General features: G+C 71.1%; 10 protein-coding genes. 8 read left to right on the forward strand and 2 right to left on the reverse strand.

From position 1 onward, the window contains the following. The first annotated feature begins 86 nt into the window (after positions 1-86). Positions 87-3,968 (forward strand): ATP-dependent RNA helicase HrpA, encoded by a 3,882-nt coding sequence (gene hrpA, locus DV20_RS26585; RefSeq protein ID WP_043784787.1) that lies wholly within the window; start codon positions 87-89, stop codon positions 3,966-3,968. Positions 3,969-4,066: 98 nt separating this feature from the next. After that, a complete protein-coding gene (locus DV20_RS26590) occupies positions 4,067-5,836 on the forward strand; it encodes a sialidase family protein (protein WP_043784789.1) in 1,770 nt (589 codons plus the stop codon). Positions 5,837-5,860: 24 nt separating this feature from the next. On the opposite strand, the gene DV20_RS26595 is transcribed toward DV20_RS26590, so the two are convergent. Continuing rightward, complete coding sequence (locus DV20_RS26595; RefSeq protein ID WP_043784792.1) at positions 5,861-7,549, reverse strand: bifunctional 3'-5' exonuclease/DNA polymerase; 1,689 nt, start codon at positions 7,547-7,549, stop codon at positions 5,861-5,863. A gap of 201 nt (positions 7,550-7,750) precedes the next feature. On the opposite strand from DV20_RS26595, the gene DV20_RS26600 reads away from it, so the two are divergent. Next, positions 7,751-9,385: an acyl-CoA synthetase gene (locus DV20_RS26600; RefSeq protein ID WP_043784795.1), complete on the forward strand. Its 1,635-nt coding sequence runs from the start codon at positions 7,751-7,753 to the stop codon at positions 9,383-9,385. Between the two features lie 31 nt (positions 9,386-9,416). On the opposite strand, the gene DV20_RS26605 is transcribed toward DV20_RS26600, so the two are convergent. Next, positions 9,417-10,346, reverse strand: a complete 930-nt coding sequence (locus tag DV20_RS26605; RefSeq protein ID WP_043784797.1) for a hypothetical protein — start codon at positions 10,344-10,346, stop codon at positions 9,417-9,419. A gap of 383 nt (positions 10,347-10,729) precedes the next feature. On the opposite strand from DV20_RS26605, the gene DV20_RS26610 reads away from it, so the two are divergent. The 5 genes from DV20_RS26610 to DV20_RS26630 all read left to right on the forward strand — a co-directional run. Continuing rightward, the gene (locus tag DV20_RS26610) at positions 10,730-11,482 is read left to right on the forward strand and encodes an SDR family oxidoreductase (RefSeq protein ID WP_043784802.1); all 753 of its coding nucleotides are present in this window, start codon (positions 10,730-10,732) and stop codon (positions 11,480-11,482) included. Continuing rightward, positions 11,479-12,537: a phosphotransferase family protein gene (locus DV20_RS26615; RefSeq protein ID WP_043784804.1), complete on the forward strand. Its 1,059-nt coding sequence runs from the start codon at positions 11,479-11,481 to the stop codon at positions 12,535-12,537. Before DV20_RS26610 ends, DV20_RS26615 begins: the two co-directional genes overlap by 4 nt. Beyond that, the gene (locus tag DV20_RS26620; RefSeq protein WP_043784807.1) at positions 12,537-13,193 is read left to right on the forward strand and encodes a histidine phosphatase family protein; all 657 of its coding nucleotides are present in this window, start codon (positions 12,537-12,539) and stop codon (positions 13,191-13,193) included. The genes DV20_RS26615 and DV20_RS26620 overlap by 1 nt, the downstream gene beginning before the upstream one ends. A gap of 10 nt (positions 13,194-13,203) precedes the next feature. Beyond that, positions 13,204-14,121 carry an SMP-30/gluconolactonase/LRE family protein gene (locus DV20_RS26625; protein ID WP_043784810.1) on the forward strand — a complete coding sequence of 306 codons (918 nt, stop codon included), beginning with the start codon at positions 13,204-13,206 and terminating at the stop codon, positions 14,119-14,121. Positions 14,122-14,215: 94 nt separating this feature from the next. Then, the coding region (locus DV20_RS26630; protein WP_043784814.1) for a DUF222 domain-containing protein at positions 14,216-15,129 on the forward strand (914 nt) is incomplete at its 3' end.

Consider the following 15,129-nt stretch of genomic DNA (forward strand, 5'->3'; position numbering starts at 1 on the left):
CGATGGGGCCTTCGGCGTGCGCCCCGTCACGCGCCGGGGATATTCGGAAGCCCGGTTCGTCACGCACGGCTATCCTTGGACCAAGAATGTCCGAGCCATCCCCCCTCCACGCGCTGCGAGCGCGCCTGCCCGAGCTGATGCCGCGCGACGAGCAGCGGCTGCGCCGTCGGCTCGAAGGCGCCCGCAAAGCGCGCGACCGCGACGCCGCCCTGGCGCAGATCGCCGCCGACATCGACAAGGCGGAGCTGCGGATCCAGTCGCGGCGCGAGAGCGTGCCCAAGATCGAGTACCCCGAAGAGCTGCCCGTCAGCCGGCTCAAGGACGAGATCGCCGCCGCCATCGACAAGCACCAGGTCGTGATCGTCGCGGGGGAGACCGGCTCGGGCAAGACCACCCAGCTGCCGAAGATCTGCCTGGAGCTCGGCCGCGGCGTCCGCGGCCAGATCGGGCACACCCAGCCGCGGCGGCTGGCCGCGCGCACGGTCGCCGACCGGATCGCGAGCGAACTGAAGACCGAGCTCGGCGACACCGTCGGCTACAAGGTGCGGTTCACCGACCAGTCCGGGCAGGACACGCTGGTCAAGCTGATGACCGACGGCATCCTGCTCGCCGAGATCCAGACCGACCGCTCGCTGCGCCAATACGACACGCTGATCATCGACGAGGCCCACGAGCGCAGCCTCAACATCGACTTCATCCTCGGCTACCTCAAGCAGCTGCTGCCCCGCCGTCCCGACCTCAAGGTCATCATCACCTCGGCGACGATCGACCCGGAACGCTTCTCGAAGCACTTCGACAACGCGCCGATCGTCGAGGTCTCCGGGCGGACGTACCCGGTCGAGGTGCGCTACCGGCCGCTCGTCGACCCCGACGATCCCTCCGAGGACGCCGACGAGCGCGACCAGACCCAGGGCATCCTCGACGCCGTCGAGGAACTGTGCGCCGAAGGTCCGGGCGACATCCTCGTCTTTCTCTCCGGTGAACGCGAAATCCGCGACACGGCCGACGTGCTGAACCGGGCGAACCTGCGCAACACCGAGGTCCTGCCGCTGTACGCGCGGCTGTCGTCGGCCGAGCAGCAGCGCATCTTCCAGTCCCACACCGGGCGGCGCGTGGTGCTCGCGACGAACGTCGCCGAGACGTCGCTGACCGTGCCGGGCATCAAGTACGTCGTCGACCCGGGCACCGCGCGGATTTCGCGCTACAGCCACCGGACCAAGGTGCAGCGGCTGCCGATCGAGCCCGTTTCGCAGGCGTCGGCGAACCAGCGCAAGGGCCGCTGCGGCCGGACGTCCGACGGCATCTGCATCCGGCTCTACTCCGAAGAGGACTTCGAGAGCCGGCCCGAGTTCACCGATCCCGAGATCCTGCGGACCAACCTCGCCTCGGTCATCCTGCAGATGACGTCGCTGGGCCTCGGCGACATCGCCGCGTTCCCGTTCGTCGAACCGCCGGACCGCCGCCAGGTCAGCGACGGCGTCGGCCTGCTGCAGGAGCTGGGCGCGTTCGCCTCGACCGGTTCCGACCGCAGCCTGACCGACATCGGCCGCAAGCTCGCGCAGCTGCCGGTCGACCCGCGGATGGGCCGGATGGTCCTGGAAGCGGCGAAGAACGGCTGCGTGCGCGAGGTCATGATCATCGCCGCGGCCCTGTCCATCCAGGACCCCCGCGAGCGGCCGGCCGAGAAGCAGCAGGCGGCCGACGCCCAGCACGCGCGGTTCGCGGATCCGACGTCGGACTTCCTGGCCTACCTGAACCTCTGGGAGTACGTCGCCGAACAGCAGAAGGCGTTGTCCGGCAACCAGTTCCGGCGCATGTGCCGCACCGAGTACCTGAACTACCTGCGCCTGCGCGAGTGGCAGGACATCTTCAGCCAGCTGCGCCAGCTGGCCAAGCCGCTCGGCATCTCCCTGAACACGACCCCGGCGGACCCGCAGCGCGTGCACACGTCGCTGATCGCCGGGCTGCTCTCGCACATCGGGCTCAAGGACCCGGCGAAGGGCGACTACCTGGGCGCGCGCGGCGCCCGCTTCGGCGTGTTCCCGGGCTCGGCGCTGTTCAAGAAGCAGCCGCGCTGGGTGATGTCGGCCGAGCTGGTGGAGACGTCGCGGCTGTGGGCGCGGGTCAACGCGCGCATCGAACCCGAATGGGTGGAGCCGCTGGCCCAGCACGTCGTGAAGCGGTCGTATTCCGAGCCGCACTGGGAACGCAAGCAGGGCGCGGTGATCGCGACCGAGAAGGTGACGCTGTACGGCGTCCCGCTGATCGCCGACCGCCGCGTCAACTACGGCCGGATCGACCCGGAGCTGTCGCGGGCGCTGTTCATCCGGCACGCGCTGGTGGAAGGTGACTGGCAGACGCGGCACCACTTCTTCGCCGAGAACCGGGCGCTGCTGGAGGAGGTCGAGGACCTCGAAAACCGCGCGCGGCGGCGCGACATCCTGGTCGACGACCAGACGCTGTACGAGTTCTACGACGCGCGGGTCCCGGCGGACGTCGTCTCGGTGCGCCACTTCGACAGCTGGTGGAAGAAGGCGCGGCACACCGATCCCGACCTGCTGTCGTTCGAGAAGTCCATGCTCATCAACGAGTCCGCGGGCAGCGTCCGCGAGGGCGACTACCCGGACTCGTGGACGCAGGGCACGCAGGTCTTCAAGCTGACCTACCAGTTCGAGCCGGGCGCGGACGCCGACGGCGTCACCGTGCACATCCCGCTGCCGGTGCTCAACCAGGTGACGCCGGACGGCTTCGACTGGCAGGTGCCGGGCCTGCGCGCGGAGCTGGTGACGCAGCTGATCAAGTCGCTGCCGAAGGCGCTGCGCCGCAACTTCGTCCCGGCGCCGGACACCGCGCGCGAAGTCCTTTCCCGGGTGTCCCCTTCGGACGGCCCGCTGCTGGAGGTGCTCGGCCGCGAGCTGCGGGCGCTGCGCGGGATCACGGTGCCCTACGCGGACTGGGACCTGTCGTCGGTACCGGAGCACCTGAAGATGACGTTCCGGGTGGTCGACGAACGCGGCAAGCGCGTCGCCGAGGGCAAGGACGTCTCGGAGCTGCAGCGGCGGCTGGCGCCGAAGGTCCGGGAGACGATCTCGAAGGCGGCCAACACCCTCGAAAAGGCGGGCCTGACCAAGCCGTCGTTCGGGGCGTTGCCGCGGGTGTTCGAATCGACGCAGCGTGGCCACGACGTCAAGGCGTACCCGGCGCTGGTGGACGAAGGCGCGTCGGTGGCGGTGCGGCTGCTGGACACGCCGGAGCAGCAGGAACACGCGATGTGGGCGGGCACGCGGCGGATGCTGCGGCTGAACCTGAACTCGCCGATGAAGTTCATCACGCGGTCGCTGTCCAACTCCTCGAAGCTGGTGCTGAACCGCAACCCGCACGGCAGCGTCGCGGCCTTGCTCGAGGACTGCGTCGACTGCGCGGTGGACACCCTGATGGCCGCGGGCGGCGGCCCGGTGTTCGACGAGACCGGCTTCAAGGTGCTGCTGGAGAAGGTCCGCGCCGAGCTGCACCCGGTGGTCCTGGGCGTGCTGACGGACGTCGAGAAGATCCTCCGCACGGCGAACGACGTCGAGGTGCAGCTGTCTTCGGCCCGCGGTCCGGCGGATTCGCTGGCGGACATCCGCGCCCAGCTGTCGGGCCTGGTGTATCCCGGCTTCGTCACGGAGACGGGCGCGAAGCGGCTGCGGCACGTGGTGCGCTACCTGCAGGGGATCTCGCGGAGACTGGAGAAGCTGTCCCTGGAGCCGACCCGCGACCTGCAGCGGACGGCGGACATCGCGTGGATAACCCGCGAGTACACCGACGCGCTGGCTTCGCTGCCGCCGGGAACGTCGTCACCGGCGTTGCGCGAGGTGCGCTGGATGATCGAGGAACTGCGGGTTTCGTTCTTCGCCCAGACGCTCGGGACGGCGCACCCGGTGTCGTTGAAGCGGATCACGAAGGCACTGGACGACGCTTTGGCGTGACGCCGGGTATGTCCGGCTCCCCACTTCCGGCGGTTGACCGCGCCCGTTCGCGGGTCAAGCCTGGGGCGGCTGGAGACCTCCTGGGAAAGGGACTTCCGATGTCCTTGGGTGTTTCGTCCACCAAGCGAAGAATCCTCGCCGCCTGCACCGCGCTCCTCCTGCCGCTCGGTTTCGCGTCCACCGCGCAGGCCGCCGGCGGCGGCTCGCCGCTGCCCGTGGATCCCGCGCACGGCAAGCACAAGATCGCGCGGATGGCCGAAGAGCCGCGGCACGACGTGCCGAATCCGCTGCTCAAGGAGCGGTTCGCCGAGGAGGAAGAGGAGGACGGCGACGACCCCGCGCTGTCCGCGCTCTGCCAGACCTACATCGGCAAGCCCAACCCCTACCGGCCGCTCGCGCCGAACACCGACGTCATCGACGGCGACACGATCGTGCCGACCGGCAGCCAGACCGGCTGCAGCACGGCCCAGAACGAGACCACCATCGCCGTCAACCCGGAGAACCCGCGCAACATCGTCGCCGGGGCGAACGACTACCGGCTGTACAACACCCGCGAGGCGCGCAACGACTCCGGCGGCTTCGCCTACACCTCGTTCGACGGCGGCCGGACCTGGGCGAACGTCCAGCTGCCGCACCTGGACTACCCGACCGGGGCGGCCGCGCCACTGTCCTACATGGACGCCGCCGGTGACCCGGCCATCGCCTTCGGGCCGCACAACACCGTCTACTACGCGACTCTCGTGTTCAGCCGCGCGGCGGTGCCGGACGACCAGCAGCTCGCCAGCGGCATCGCGGTGTCGGTGTCCCACGACGGCGGGCGCAGCTTCGGCGACCCCGCGATCCTGCACCTCGACGGCGTGACCCCGGCGGGCACGCCGACGCCCACCCGCATCTTCAACGACAAGGAGTGGATCGCCGCCGACCCGGTCTCCGGCGACGTCTACGTGACCTGGACGCAGTTCACCTACGACGCGTCCGGTGCCTTCACCGAATCGCCGATCGTGCTGTCGAAGTCGCGCGATTTCGGCCGGACGTGGTCGCCGATGCGCCGGATTTCGCCGTCACTGACCGGTTTCGCCGGCGGGATCACACCGTACGGCAGCGGCTCGAACCCGGTGGTCACCCGCGACGGGACGCTCCAGGTCGCCTACGAGACGTCGGTGTGCGCGACGGCCGCGTGCGACCAGCCGGCCGACCACGACGCGGTCGTCGTCGCGACCTCGCGCGACGGCGGCCGGACCTTCCGGCACACCGAGGTGGCGCTCGACTTCGACTTCCCGGTCGACGAAGACGTCGCCAACAACGCCCTGACCGGCGAGAACTTCCGAGTCAACAGCTTTCCGCAGCTGACCTACGACCGCGTGACCGATCACCTGTGGGTGACCTGGGCCGACGACCGCAACGGCACCTACCGCGACGGCGAGTCGGTGAAGACCAACGGTGACGCGTTCCTGAGCGGCTCCGACGGGCGGCACGGCTGGTCCAAGCCGGTGAAGATCGGCTCGGGCGCCGACGAGGTGTTCCCGGCGGTCGCGGCGCTGGCCGGGCGGGTCGCGGTCACCTTCTACACCCGCGCGTACGACCCGAACGGCATCGGCCTCGACTACGCCTACGCCACCGGCTGGGGCGACCGGGTGTCTTCGCTCCGCCGGATCACGACGCAGACGGCGAACCCGCAGGTCCAGTTCGTCTCGACGGGCGCGGAGACGGGCAAGGAACTCCAGGGCGTGTTCATCGGCGACTACACGGCGGCGGCGGTCGGCGCGGACTTCCGGCTCCACCCGGCGTGGACCGACTTCCGCGGCAACCCGGGCAAGACGCTGCCGAACCAGGACGTCGGGACGCAGACCCTCCCGATGTTCCCGTAGCACCGACGGACGACACGGCGCCGGTTACTTGGCGTCGGCGTAGGTGTCGACCGCCGCGGTTTGCATGGGGAAGCGGACGGGGCAGGCCGGGCCGAACAGCATCCGGGCTGCCTCCGTCACGCTTTCGGTGATGGCGGAAGACACCTCGGCGGCCAGGGCCGCCGGGGTGTGGACGATGACCTCGTCGTGCTGGAAGAAGACCAGGTGGGCGGGCGCGGGAAGGCGGGTGCGCAGCGTCGCCAGCATCACCGCCGTCATGTCCGCCGCGCTCGCCTGGACCACGAAGTTGCGCGTGAACCGCCCCCAGCCCCGCGACGCCCGCCGCGCTTTCAGCTCCGCCGCCTCGTCCGATGCCAACCCGCCCGTCAACGCGCGCCAAGCCGCCGAGGGCGCCGGAGAAGTGCGGCCCAGCCGGGACCGGACCCGCTCCCCGCGCTCGCCCGCCTGGGCGGCGCGTTCCACATAGGCCACCGCGTCCGGAAAACGCTGCCGCAGCAACCCGAGCAGCGGTCCCGCTTCGCCGGACGTGCCCCCGTACATCGCCGACAGCATCGCGATCTTCGCCCGGGCCCGGTCGTCACGGTCGTCGTCCGCGGCCGGGACCCAGCGGGCGCCCGAGAACAGCGCCTCGCCCAGCCGGGCGTACAGGTCCGTCGCCGCCGCGACGTCGGCCAGGCGCCGGTCGCCCGACAGCGCCGTCAGCACCCGGGGCTCCAGCTGGGCCGCGTCGGCCACCACGAGCTGCCAGCCCGGGTCGGCCCGGACGCACGTCCGCAGCACCTTCGGGATCTGCAGCGCCCCGCCGCCGCGGCTGGCCCAGCGGCCCGACACCACCCCGCCGACGACGTAGTGCGGCCGGAACCGGCCGTCGGCCACCCACTCGTCGAGCCAGGCCCAGCCGTTCGCCGTGTACAGCCGCGACAGCTCCTTGTACTCCAGCAACGGCCCGACCGCCGGGTGGTCGATGCCCTTCAGCAGGTACTTCCGGGCCGCCGGCACCTCGATGCCCTCGCGGGCCAACGCCCGGACCACGCTCGGCGGCGAGTCCGGGTTCACCGGCCGCCCGCCGAACGCCTCGCTGATCTTCGCCGCCAGCTCGACCAGCGCCTTGGGCCGCTGCCCGGCCGGCACGCGCGGACCCAGCCGCGCGGCCAGCAGCGCTTCGTGCACGTCGGCGCGCCACGGCAGGCCGTCGGCCGACATCTCCGCCGCGGCCAGCGCGCTCGCCGACTCCGCGGCCAGCAGCAGCCGCATCCGGTCCGGGTGCCCGGTCGCCGCCACCCGCCGCTCCTGCTCCGCGAGGACGCGCTGCACCGCCGTGACGACTGTCACGCCCTCGGGCAGCGTCGGTGCCCTCGTCTCGAACAGCGTCGGCTGCGCCAGTTCGACGGCGGACTGCTCGGACGGCGCCTCTTCACCGTTCGCCCTGGCCCAGGCCGCGCGCAGGCTCCGCGACTGCCCCTCCTCGCCCTCGTACGCCAGCAGCAGCCCCTCCGCCAGTTCGAGGTCGTAACAGCGGCGCACCCGCAGCCCGGCCGCCATCAGCACCGGGTACGTGCGCTCCACCGACGGGAACACCCACCTCGGCGCGAGCGACGCCTCCAGCTCCCGCGCCAGCTCCGCGAAACCCGCCTCGTCCAGGCCAGGCACCGTGTCCGAAGGCGTGCGCACGGTGAAGCTCCCGCCCTCCTCCCGGCCCGCGATCACCTGCACCCGGACATCATGCCGATGACCACCGACAGTTTCCGGGGCCCGGGTGGCGGAGCCCCCGGCCGGGGCGAAGCCCCGGATGCTTCTGCCGGTTTCCGGGCTGGTGCGTTCGGCGTACGGTTGGTTTACTCTCCAGTAGCTCCCATACCGCCGGTACGTCACCGTCGGCATGGGCTCTCTTCCCGCAGCAACGGAGGTGCCTGGATGAGCCTGGTCGCGCTCGCCACCACGGTGGCGGACAAGGTGACCGAGACGGTGCGCAGCGTCGACGTGATGCGGCGGGCGGGCCTCGTTCCCTTCCCCCGGCTCGACGAGGGGGTGCGTTCGCTGGTCGCGCTGCGGAAGTTCGGCCCGTTCGCCGGCGCCAACCACATCTCCGCCCGCCGCGACCCGGCCGCCGTCGGCATCGTCGACGAGCTCGGCCCGCTCACCTACAAGCAGCTCGACGACCAGTCGAACGCGCTGGCCAGGGCCTGGTCCGAGCGCGGCATCGAACCCGGCCAGGTCGTCGCCGCGCTGTGCCGCGACCACCGCGGCCTGGTCATCACGATGGCCGCGTCGGGCAAGCTCGGCGTCCGCCTGCTGCTGATGAACACCGGGTTCGCGAAGCCGCAGCTGGCCGACGTCGCGCAGCGCGAAGGCGTCACCGCGATCGTCTACGACCAGGAGTTCACCGGCCTGCTCGACGCGATCCCGGACGGCGTCGCGCGCTACCTCGCCTGGGTCGATCCGGGCTCGGACCTGACCGACCGGACCGTCCCGGTGCTCGACGAGATCATCGCCAGCACGGACGACCGGCCGTGGCCCGCGCCGGCCAAACCGGGCGGGTTCGTGCTGCTGACCAGCGGCACCACCGGCACGCCGAAGGGTGCGCCGCGGCCGCACACCTCCGCGCTGGCCTCGGCGCAGTTCCTCGACCGGATCCCGCTGCGGTCGAACGAAGCCACCTACATGGGCGCGCCGCTGTTCCACGGCACCGGCCTGTCCCAGTTCATCCTGTCCTTCGCGCTCGGCTCGAAGGTCGTCATGCGGCGCAAGTTCCACCCCGAAGAGGCGCTGCGCGGCGTCGCGGAACACCGGTGCACCGCGCTCGTGCTGGTACCGACCATGCTCCAGCGGATCGTCGACCTGCCGAAGGAGGTCCGGCAGAAGTACGACACGTCGTCGCTGCGGATCATCTTCGTCGCCGGTTCGGCGCTCTCGCCGGACCTGGGCAACCGGGCGAACGAGGCGTTCGGCCCGGTCGTGCACAACCTCTACGGCTCGACCGAGGTCGCGGTGGCCACGGTCGCGACGCCGGAGGACTGGGCGAAGGCCCCGGGCACGGTCGGCCGCGCGCCGGTCGGCTGCAAGGTGGCGCTGTACGACGAAAAAGGCCGGAAGGTCACCGAGCCGCACGTGACCGGCCGGGTGTTCGTCGGCAGCGGGCTCAGCTTCGGCGGCTACACCGACGGCCGCCACAAGGAGATCATCGACGGCCTGCTCTCCAGCGGCGACGTCGGCCACTTCGACGAAGACGGCCTGCTGTTCATCGACGGCCGCGACGACGAGATGATCGTCTCCGGCGGCGAGAACGTCTTCCCCATCGAGGTGGAGAACCTGCTGGTCGAGCGCGAAGACGTGATCGAGGCGGCGGTGATCGGCGTCGAGGACCCGGAGTTCGGGCAGCGGCTGAAGGCGTTCGTGGTGCGCGCCGAAGGGGCCGACCTCGACGCGGACGGGATCCGTGACTACGTCAAGGCGAACCTGGCTCGCTACAAGGTGCCGCGGGACGTCGAATTCCTGGAGGAGCTGCCGCGCAACGCGACCGGGAAGGTGCTGCGCACCAAACTGCGGTGACGACCGAGGCTTGGCCTGGGGCCGGGCCGGTTCAGTCCCAGTCGATGCCGAACACGCCCGGCCCGAAGTCGAACGCCACCGCGTGGACGCCGTCCGCGCCGTCGAGCTTCAGCGGGCGGCGGGCGAGCGTGCCGCCCGCGCCGTTGCGGGAGTACTGCCAGCAGCGGCCGGGTGCGGTGCCCGGGGCGAACCGGACCTCGAGGAGGTACTCCCGCACCGGGCGGCGGAACTCGCGGTAGTGGGTGTTGCGGCACTCCGGGTACGGCGGCCCGCTGTTGGTCAGGGTGTACTCGATCAGGTGCGTCTCGCCGCGGTTGATCGGCTGGTCGAAGAGCAGTTCGCTGACGAGCAGGCCGTGGGCCTCGTCGATCTCGGCGCGGCCGACCCGGCAGTTGCGCACGGCGTGCAGCTCGGGGACGCCCGCCTCCGGGTCGTCCTGGGTGTAGACCAGCAGCCAGCGGTCCTGGCCGTCGGCGACGGCCTGGAACACCGCCCGCGCGGTCACCGCCCGCTGGCCGCCGTCCGCGGCGATCTCGCACAGGTCGTGCAGCCCGACCATCTTCAGCGGCTGACGGCGGTCGAGCGCGTACGGCGCCCCGACCTTCTCCAGCAGCGGCTGCAGCACCTCGCGCGGGAACGACATCGGCTCGGCGCCGGCCTGGCGCTTCCCGGCGCCCCCGCGAGGCCGGGGCGGAGGCAGCAGCCCGAGCAGGGACCCGGCGGGGACGTCGAGGATCTCTTCGAGCGTGCGAACGGCCGACAGCGAGCTCTGCCGCTCCGGCTGCCGCTTGCCCGACTGCCAATAACTGAGCGCGGTGACGCTGACGACGACCCCGCGGGCCCGCAGCCGCGCCTGGATCCGGTCGAGCGACAGCCCGCTGGTGGCGATGGCCGCGCGCAGCCGGATGGCGAATTCGGTGCGGCCGCCGTCCTGGCCGTCACCCGCCGCGCTGCCCGCCATCGCTGAATTCCCGACCCGCCCCATGCCGTCCCCCGACGATCCCCGACACGGAGCACGTTAGCAGTTTTCCCCGCGGTCTCCGCCCCCTTCTTCGGCCGCGGCCGCCCGCGCCGCCACTCGGGCGAACGGGCTAGTACTGGCAACTGTGAACCATTGCCCCGGCCTGGGCGGACGCGCTTTCATGACTTGCCTGCGCCGGTGGCACCGCCTCCCCCTCACGGCCCACCCGGACGCAGGCGCGACCGGCCGCGCGAGCGGTTCCGGCTCCGGTTCACCCGGCCGCGTTGTGCGACCGGCCGGTGTGGCCGCGCGATGACCGGTGGCCCGGCGACGCCCCCAGCGCCGGGCCACCGGTCTTGTTACCACCGGGTAGCATCCGGGGCATGACGCTCCGGAAGAACATCCTGATCACCGGCGCCAGCAGCGGGTTGGGTGAAGGCATGGCCCGCCAGTTCGCGGCGAAGGGGCGAAACCTGGCGCTGTGCGCGCGGCGCACCGACCGGCTCGAGAAGCTGGCCGCCGAGCTGACCGCGGCCCACCCCGGGATCAAGGTCGTCACGCGCACCCTCGACGTCACCGACCACGACCGCGTGTTCGCCGTCTTCGCCGAGTTCCGCGACGAGCTGGGGTCCCTCGACCGGGTGATTGTGAACGCCGGGCTCGGGAAGGGGCAGCGGGTCGGCACGGGCCGGTTCGACGCCAACCGCCAGACCCTCGAGGTCAACTTCGTCGCGGCCGCGGCCCAGATCGAGGCCGCCGCCGGGATCTTCCGCGAACAGGGCGCCGGCCACCTCGCCGTCATCTCCTCGTTCAGCGCGCTCCGCCCGTTCCCGGGCAACCTCACCGCGTACGCCGCGTCGAAGGCCGGGATCTCGGCGTTCGTCGGCGGCACCCGGATCGAGCTGAAGCGCAAGGGCATCGCCGTCACCGACGTCCGGCCCGGCTACATCGAGTCGGAGATGAACGACCGGATCGGCCGGAACCCCTTGCTGGCCAAGGCCGAGACCGGGGCCAAGGCGCTGGCCAAGGCGATCGAGGCCGAGCCCGCCCGCGCCTACGTCCCGGCGTGGCCGTGGGTGCCGCTGAGCGTCGTCATGCGCGTGGTGCCGGCCGCGCTGCTGCGGAAGTTCGCGTGAACGCCGCGGTCGAGGTCCGCGCGGAGGACGCCTTCGACCCGGGCGCGGTGCACGCCTGGCTGCGCACGAAGGTCGAGGGCCTCGGGGACGAACCACCGCACGTGCGGCAGTTCCCCGGCGGCGCGTCCAACCTGACGTACCTGCTGACCTACCCGGACCGCGAACTGATCCTGCGCCGCCCGCCGGCCGGGCACAAAGCGGCGTCCGCGCACGACATGCGGCGCGAGTACCGCGTCCAGCACGCGCTGAAGCCGGTGTTCCCGTACGTGCCGCGGATGGTGGCCTTCGGGGACGACCCGGCGGTGCTCGGCGGCGACTTCTACGTCATGGAGAAGCTCGACGGCCTGATCCTGCGCGGCGACCTGCCACCGGGCATGACGCTGACGCCCGGGCAGGCACGCGAGCTGTCCGGCAAGGTCGTCGACCGGCTGGTGGACCTGCACGCCGTTGACGTCGGAAAGGCCGGTCTCGCCGACCTCGGCAAGGGCGCCGGGTACGTCGAGCGGCAGATCCGCGGCTGGTCGGAGCGGTACGTCGCGGCGCGCACGGACAACGTCGGCGACTTCGCCGAGGTGCGTGCGTGGCTGGCCGCGAACCAGCCCGGCGAGGTGAAGATCTGCCTGATCCACAACGACTACCGCCTCGACAACCTGGTGTTGGACGGCCCGGCGGCGCTCAACATCACCGGCGTCCTCGACTGGGAGATGGCCACGCTCGGCGACCCGCTGATGGAGCTGGGCAGCATGCTCGCCTACTGGGTCGAGGCCGCCGACGACGACGTCATGCACACGAGCCGCCGCCAGCCGACGCACCTGCCCGGCATGTTCACCCGCGAGGAGTTCGTCGCGCGCTACGCCGAGAAGACCGGGCTTTCGGTCGGCGATTGGCGGTTCTACGAGGTCTACGGCCTGTTCCGGCTCGCCGCGGTGCTGCAGCAGCTGTACCGGCGCTATCGGGACGGCGCCACCCGCAACCCGGCGTTCAAGGACTTCTGGCAGTTCGTCGGGTACCTCGACTGGCGCTGCCGCGAGATCATCGCGAAGGGACGTGTCTAGTGGGCGCCATCTACCTGGTCCGCCACGGACAGGCGTCGTTCGGCGCGGCCGACTACGACGCACTGTCCCCACGCGGCTTCGAACAGTCCACTGTGGTCGGTACGGAACTGCTGCGGCGCAACGTGTCCTTCAGCCAGATCCGGTCGGGCTCGCTGGCGCGGCAGCGCGACACCGCGGCCGCGGCGCTGAAGGTGCTCGGCACCGACGTCCCGGTGGTCGAGGACCCGCGCTGGAACGAGTACGACCACGTCGACATCGCGCTCCACCACGCCTGCGGGGCCCCGCAGGAGGATTCGCGGGCCTACCAGGGCGTCCTGGACGCGGCGCTGACCGCGTGGACCTCGGCGGGCGCCGACGGGCCGTGCGCCGAGACGTGGCCCGCGTTCCTCGCCCGGTGCCGTGCCGCGCTCGCGGACCTGGTCGCGTCGCTGGGCAAGGGGGAGCACGCGGTCGTGTTCACCTCCGGCGGGGTGATCGCCACGGTCTGCGGCCTGCTCATGGGCACCCCGGAGGCCGGGCTGCTCAAGCTCAACCGCGTCACGGTCAACGGCGGGATCACCAAGCTGGTGTCCGGGCGCGGCGGCGTCACCCTGCTGTCGTTCAACGAGCACCCGCACTTCGAGGCGGACGCGGCCTCGTTGCTCACCTATCGCTAGGAGGCGCCCGATGAGGTTCGGCGAAGTCACGCTGTACCCGGTGAACGGCCACGGCCCGGAGGACGTCGTCGTCGACGCCGAGGGCCGTGTCTACACCGGCGTCGACGACGGCCGGATCCTGCGCCTGTCGCCGGACGGGCAGCGCATCGACGTCATCGCCGACACGGGCGGGCGTCCGCTCGGGCTGGAGCTGTACGGCGAGGACGAACTGCTGATCTGCGACGCGCGCGCCGGGCTGCTGGTGGTCCCGCTGGCGGGCGGTTCTCCGTCGGTGCTGGCGACCTCAGCCTTGGGCCTGGACTTCGTGTTCTGCAACAACGCGGCGGTGGCGGCCGACGGGACGATCTACTTCACGGATTCGTCCCGCCGCTTCGGCATCGACAACTGGCGCGACGACCTGATCGAGCAGACAGCGGGCGGCCGGCTCCTGCGCCGGTCCCCGGACGGCTCGATCGACCTGCTCCGCGACGGCCTCGAGTTCGCGAACGGCGTCGCACTGGCCCCGGACGAGTCGTTCGTGGCGGTGGCGGAAACGGGCGCGTGCCGGGTGTCACGAGTGTGGCTTTCGGACGGTCGTTCCGACGTGTTCGCCGACGACCTGTGGGGCTTCCCGGACAACATTTCGACGGGCACGGACGGGCTGATCTGGATCACGCAGGCGTCCCCCCGCGTGGCAGCATTGGACGTGGCCCGGCGACTGCCGGGCTTCGTGAGGGCGGGCATCCGGCGGCTGCCGACGTCGCTGCAGCCGCGCCCGGGCCGCGAAGTGGGTGTCCTGGGCGTCACGCCGGAGGGTGTGGTTTCCCGGTCTTTTCGCGGGGAGATTCCCGGGTTTCACATGCTGGTGGGTGTTCGCGAATGGCGGGGAAAGTTGTATTTCGGGTCTTTGGAGGAGTCGGCGGTCGCGGTGACGTCTGCTGTCGGGTGATGGGTTCTGGTGGTGTTCGACTGTCCGGACAGTTGCTGGGATTCGTACCCTTTCGAGTGGTGAACTGGTGTTCGATGGTCGGTAGCTTGGAGGTATGACCAGCAACGCAGCCCACGCCTCCTCTTCCGAGGCGGTCGCTTTCGCCGACCGGATCGGGGAGCTGCTCGCCTGCATGCGGTCTGCCGAGGCGGAACTCGGTGCCCTGCTTGTCGAAATCGAGCAGCGCGGGGTGATGGAACTGTTCGGGTACCGCTCCGCCGCTCGGTTGCTGGAGCACCTCGGCGATGTCCCCAAGCCCGCTGCTGAACGACTCGTGCGACGTGCCCACCTGCTCAATCCTGGCCGTACCCTTGACGGCACCCCGATTCCCGCGTTGGCTCCCGCCACCGGTGCCGCCGCTCGCGCGGGGCGGTTGAGCAACCCGATGATCGATGTGATTACCGGTGTTCTCGCTGAGGTGCCCTGCGAGCATCGCGACAGCGCCGAGACCCACCTGCTGACCTTCGCTGCCGAGGCTGGGCATAAGCAGGTCGCCGCCCTCGGCGCCCGCATCCTCGCCCACCTCGCACCCGACGGCGCAGAACCCGACAACACCGAACCCGTAATCCCGCCCCGGGAACTGTTCCTCCGCCGGAAAAGAACCGGCGTGTGGGAGCTGAACGGCCGATTCGACGATGAGACCGGCACCCGCGCCAGCGCCCTGTTGGACGCCCTGGCCGAACGCCGCACCAGCGACGACGGCCCCGACCACCGCACCCACCCCCAACGCTACGGCGACGCGTTCTCCGACGCCCTGAACCTGGCCCTCAACTCACCAGATTTGCCGATGCAGGCCGGGGAACGCGCCCACGTCATGGTCGCCGTCTCCCTGCAAGACCTGAAATCCGGCGTTGGCAAAGCCACCCTCGGCGACACCGGACAAATGACCGCGGCCGAAGCGCGGGTCCACGCCTGCGACGCCATGATCATCCCCGCAGTCCTCGGCGACAAAAGCGAACCCCTCAACCT

The organism is Amycolatopsis rifamycinica (assembly GCF_000695625.1).
GTDB classification, from domain to species: domain Bacteria; phylum Actinomycetota; class Actinomycetes; order Mycobacteriales; family Pseudonocardiaceae; genus Amycolatopsis; species Amycolatopsis rifamycinica.

Excerpts from the sequence above, each read along its gene's own strand:
- DV20_RS26605 (WP_043784797.1), bottom strand. The coding sequence starts at position 10,346 with ATGGCGGGCAGCGCGGCGGGTGACGGCCAGGACGGCGGCCGCACCGAA.
- DV20_RS26625 (WP_043784810.1), top strand. The coding sequence starts at position 13,204 with ATGAGGTTCGGCGAAGTCACGCTGTACCCGGTGAACGGCCACGGCCCG.
- DV20_RS26600 (WP_043784795.1), top strand. The coding sequence starts at position 7,751 with ATGAGCCTGGTCGCGCTCGCCACCACGGTGGCGGACAAGGTGACCGAG.
- hrpA (WP_043784787.1), top strand. The coding sequence starts at position 87 with ATGTCCGAGCCATCCCCCCTCCACGCGCTGCGAGCGCGCCTGCCCGAG.
- DV20_RS26610 (WP_043784802.1), top strand. The coding sequence starts at position 10,730 with ATGACGCTCCGGAAGAACATCCTGATCACCGGCGCCAGCAGCGGGTTG.
- DV20_RS26590 (WP_043784789.1), top strand. The coding sequence starts at position 4,067 with ATGTCCTTGGGTGTTTCGTCCACCAAGCGAAGAATCCTCGCCGCCTGC.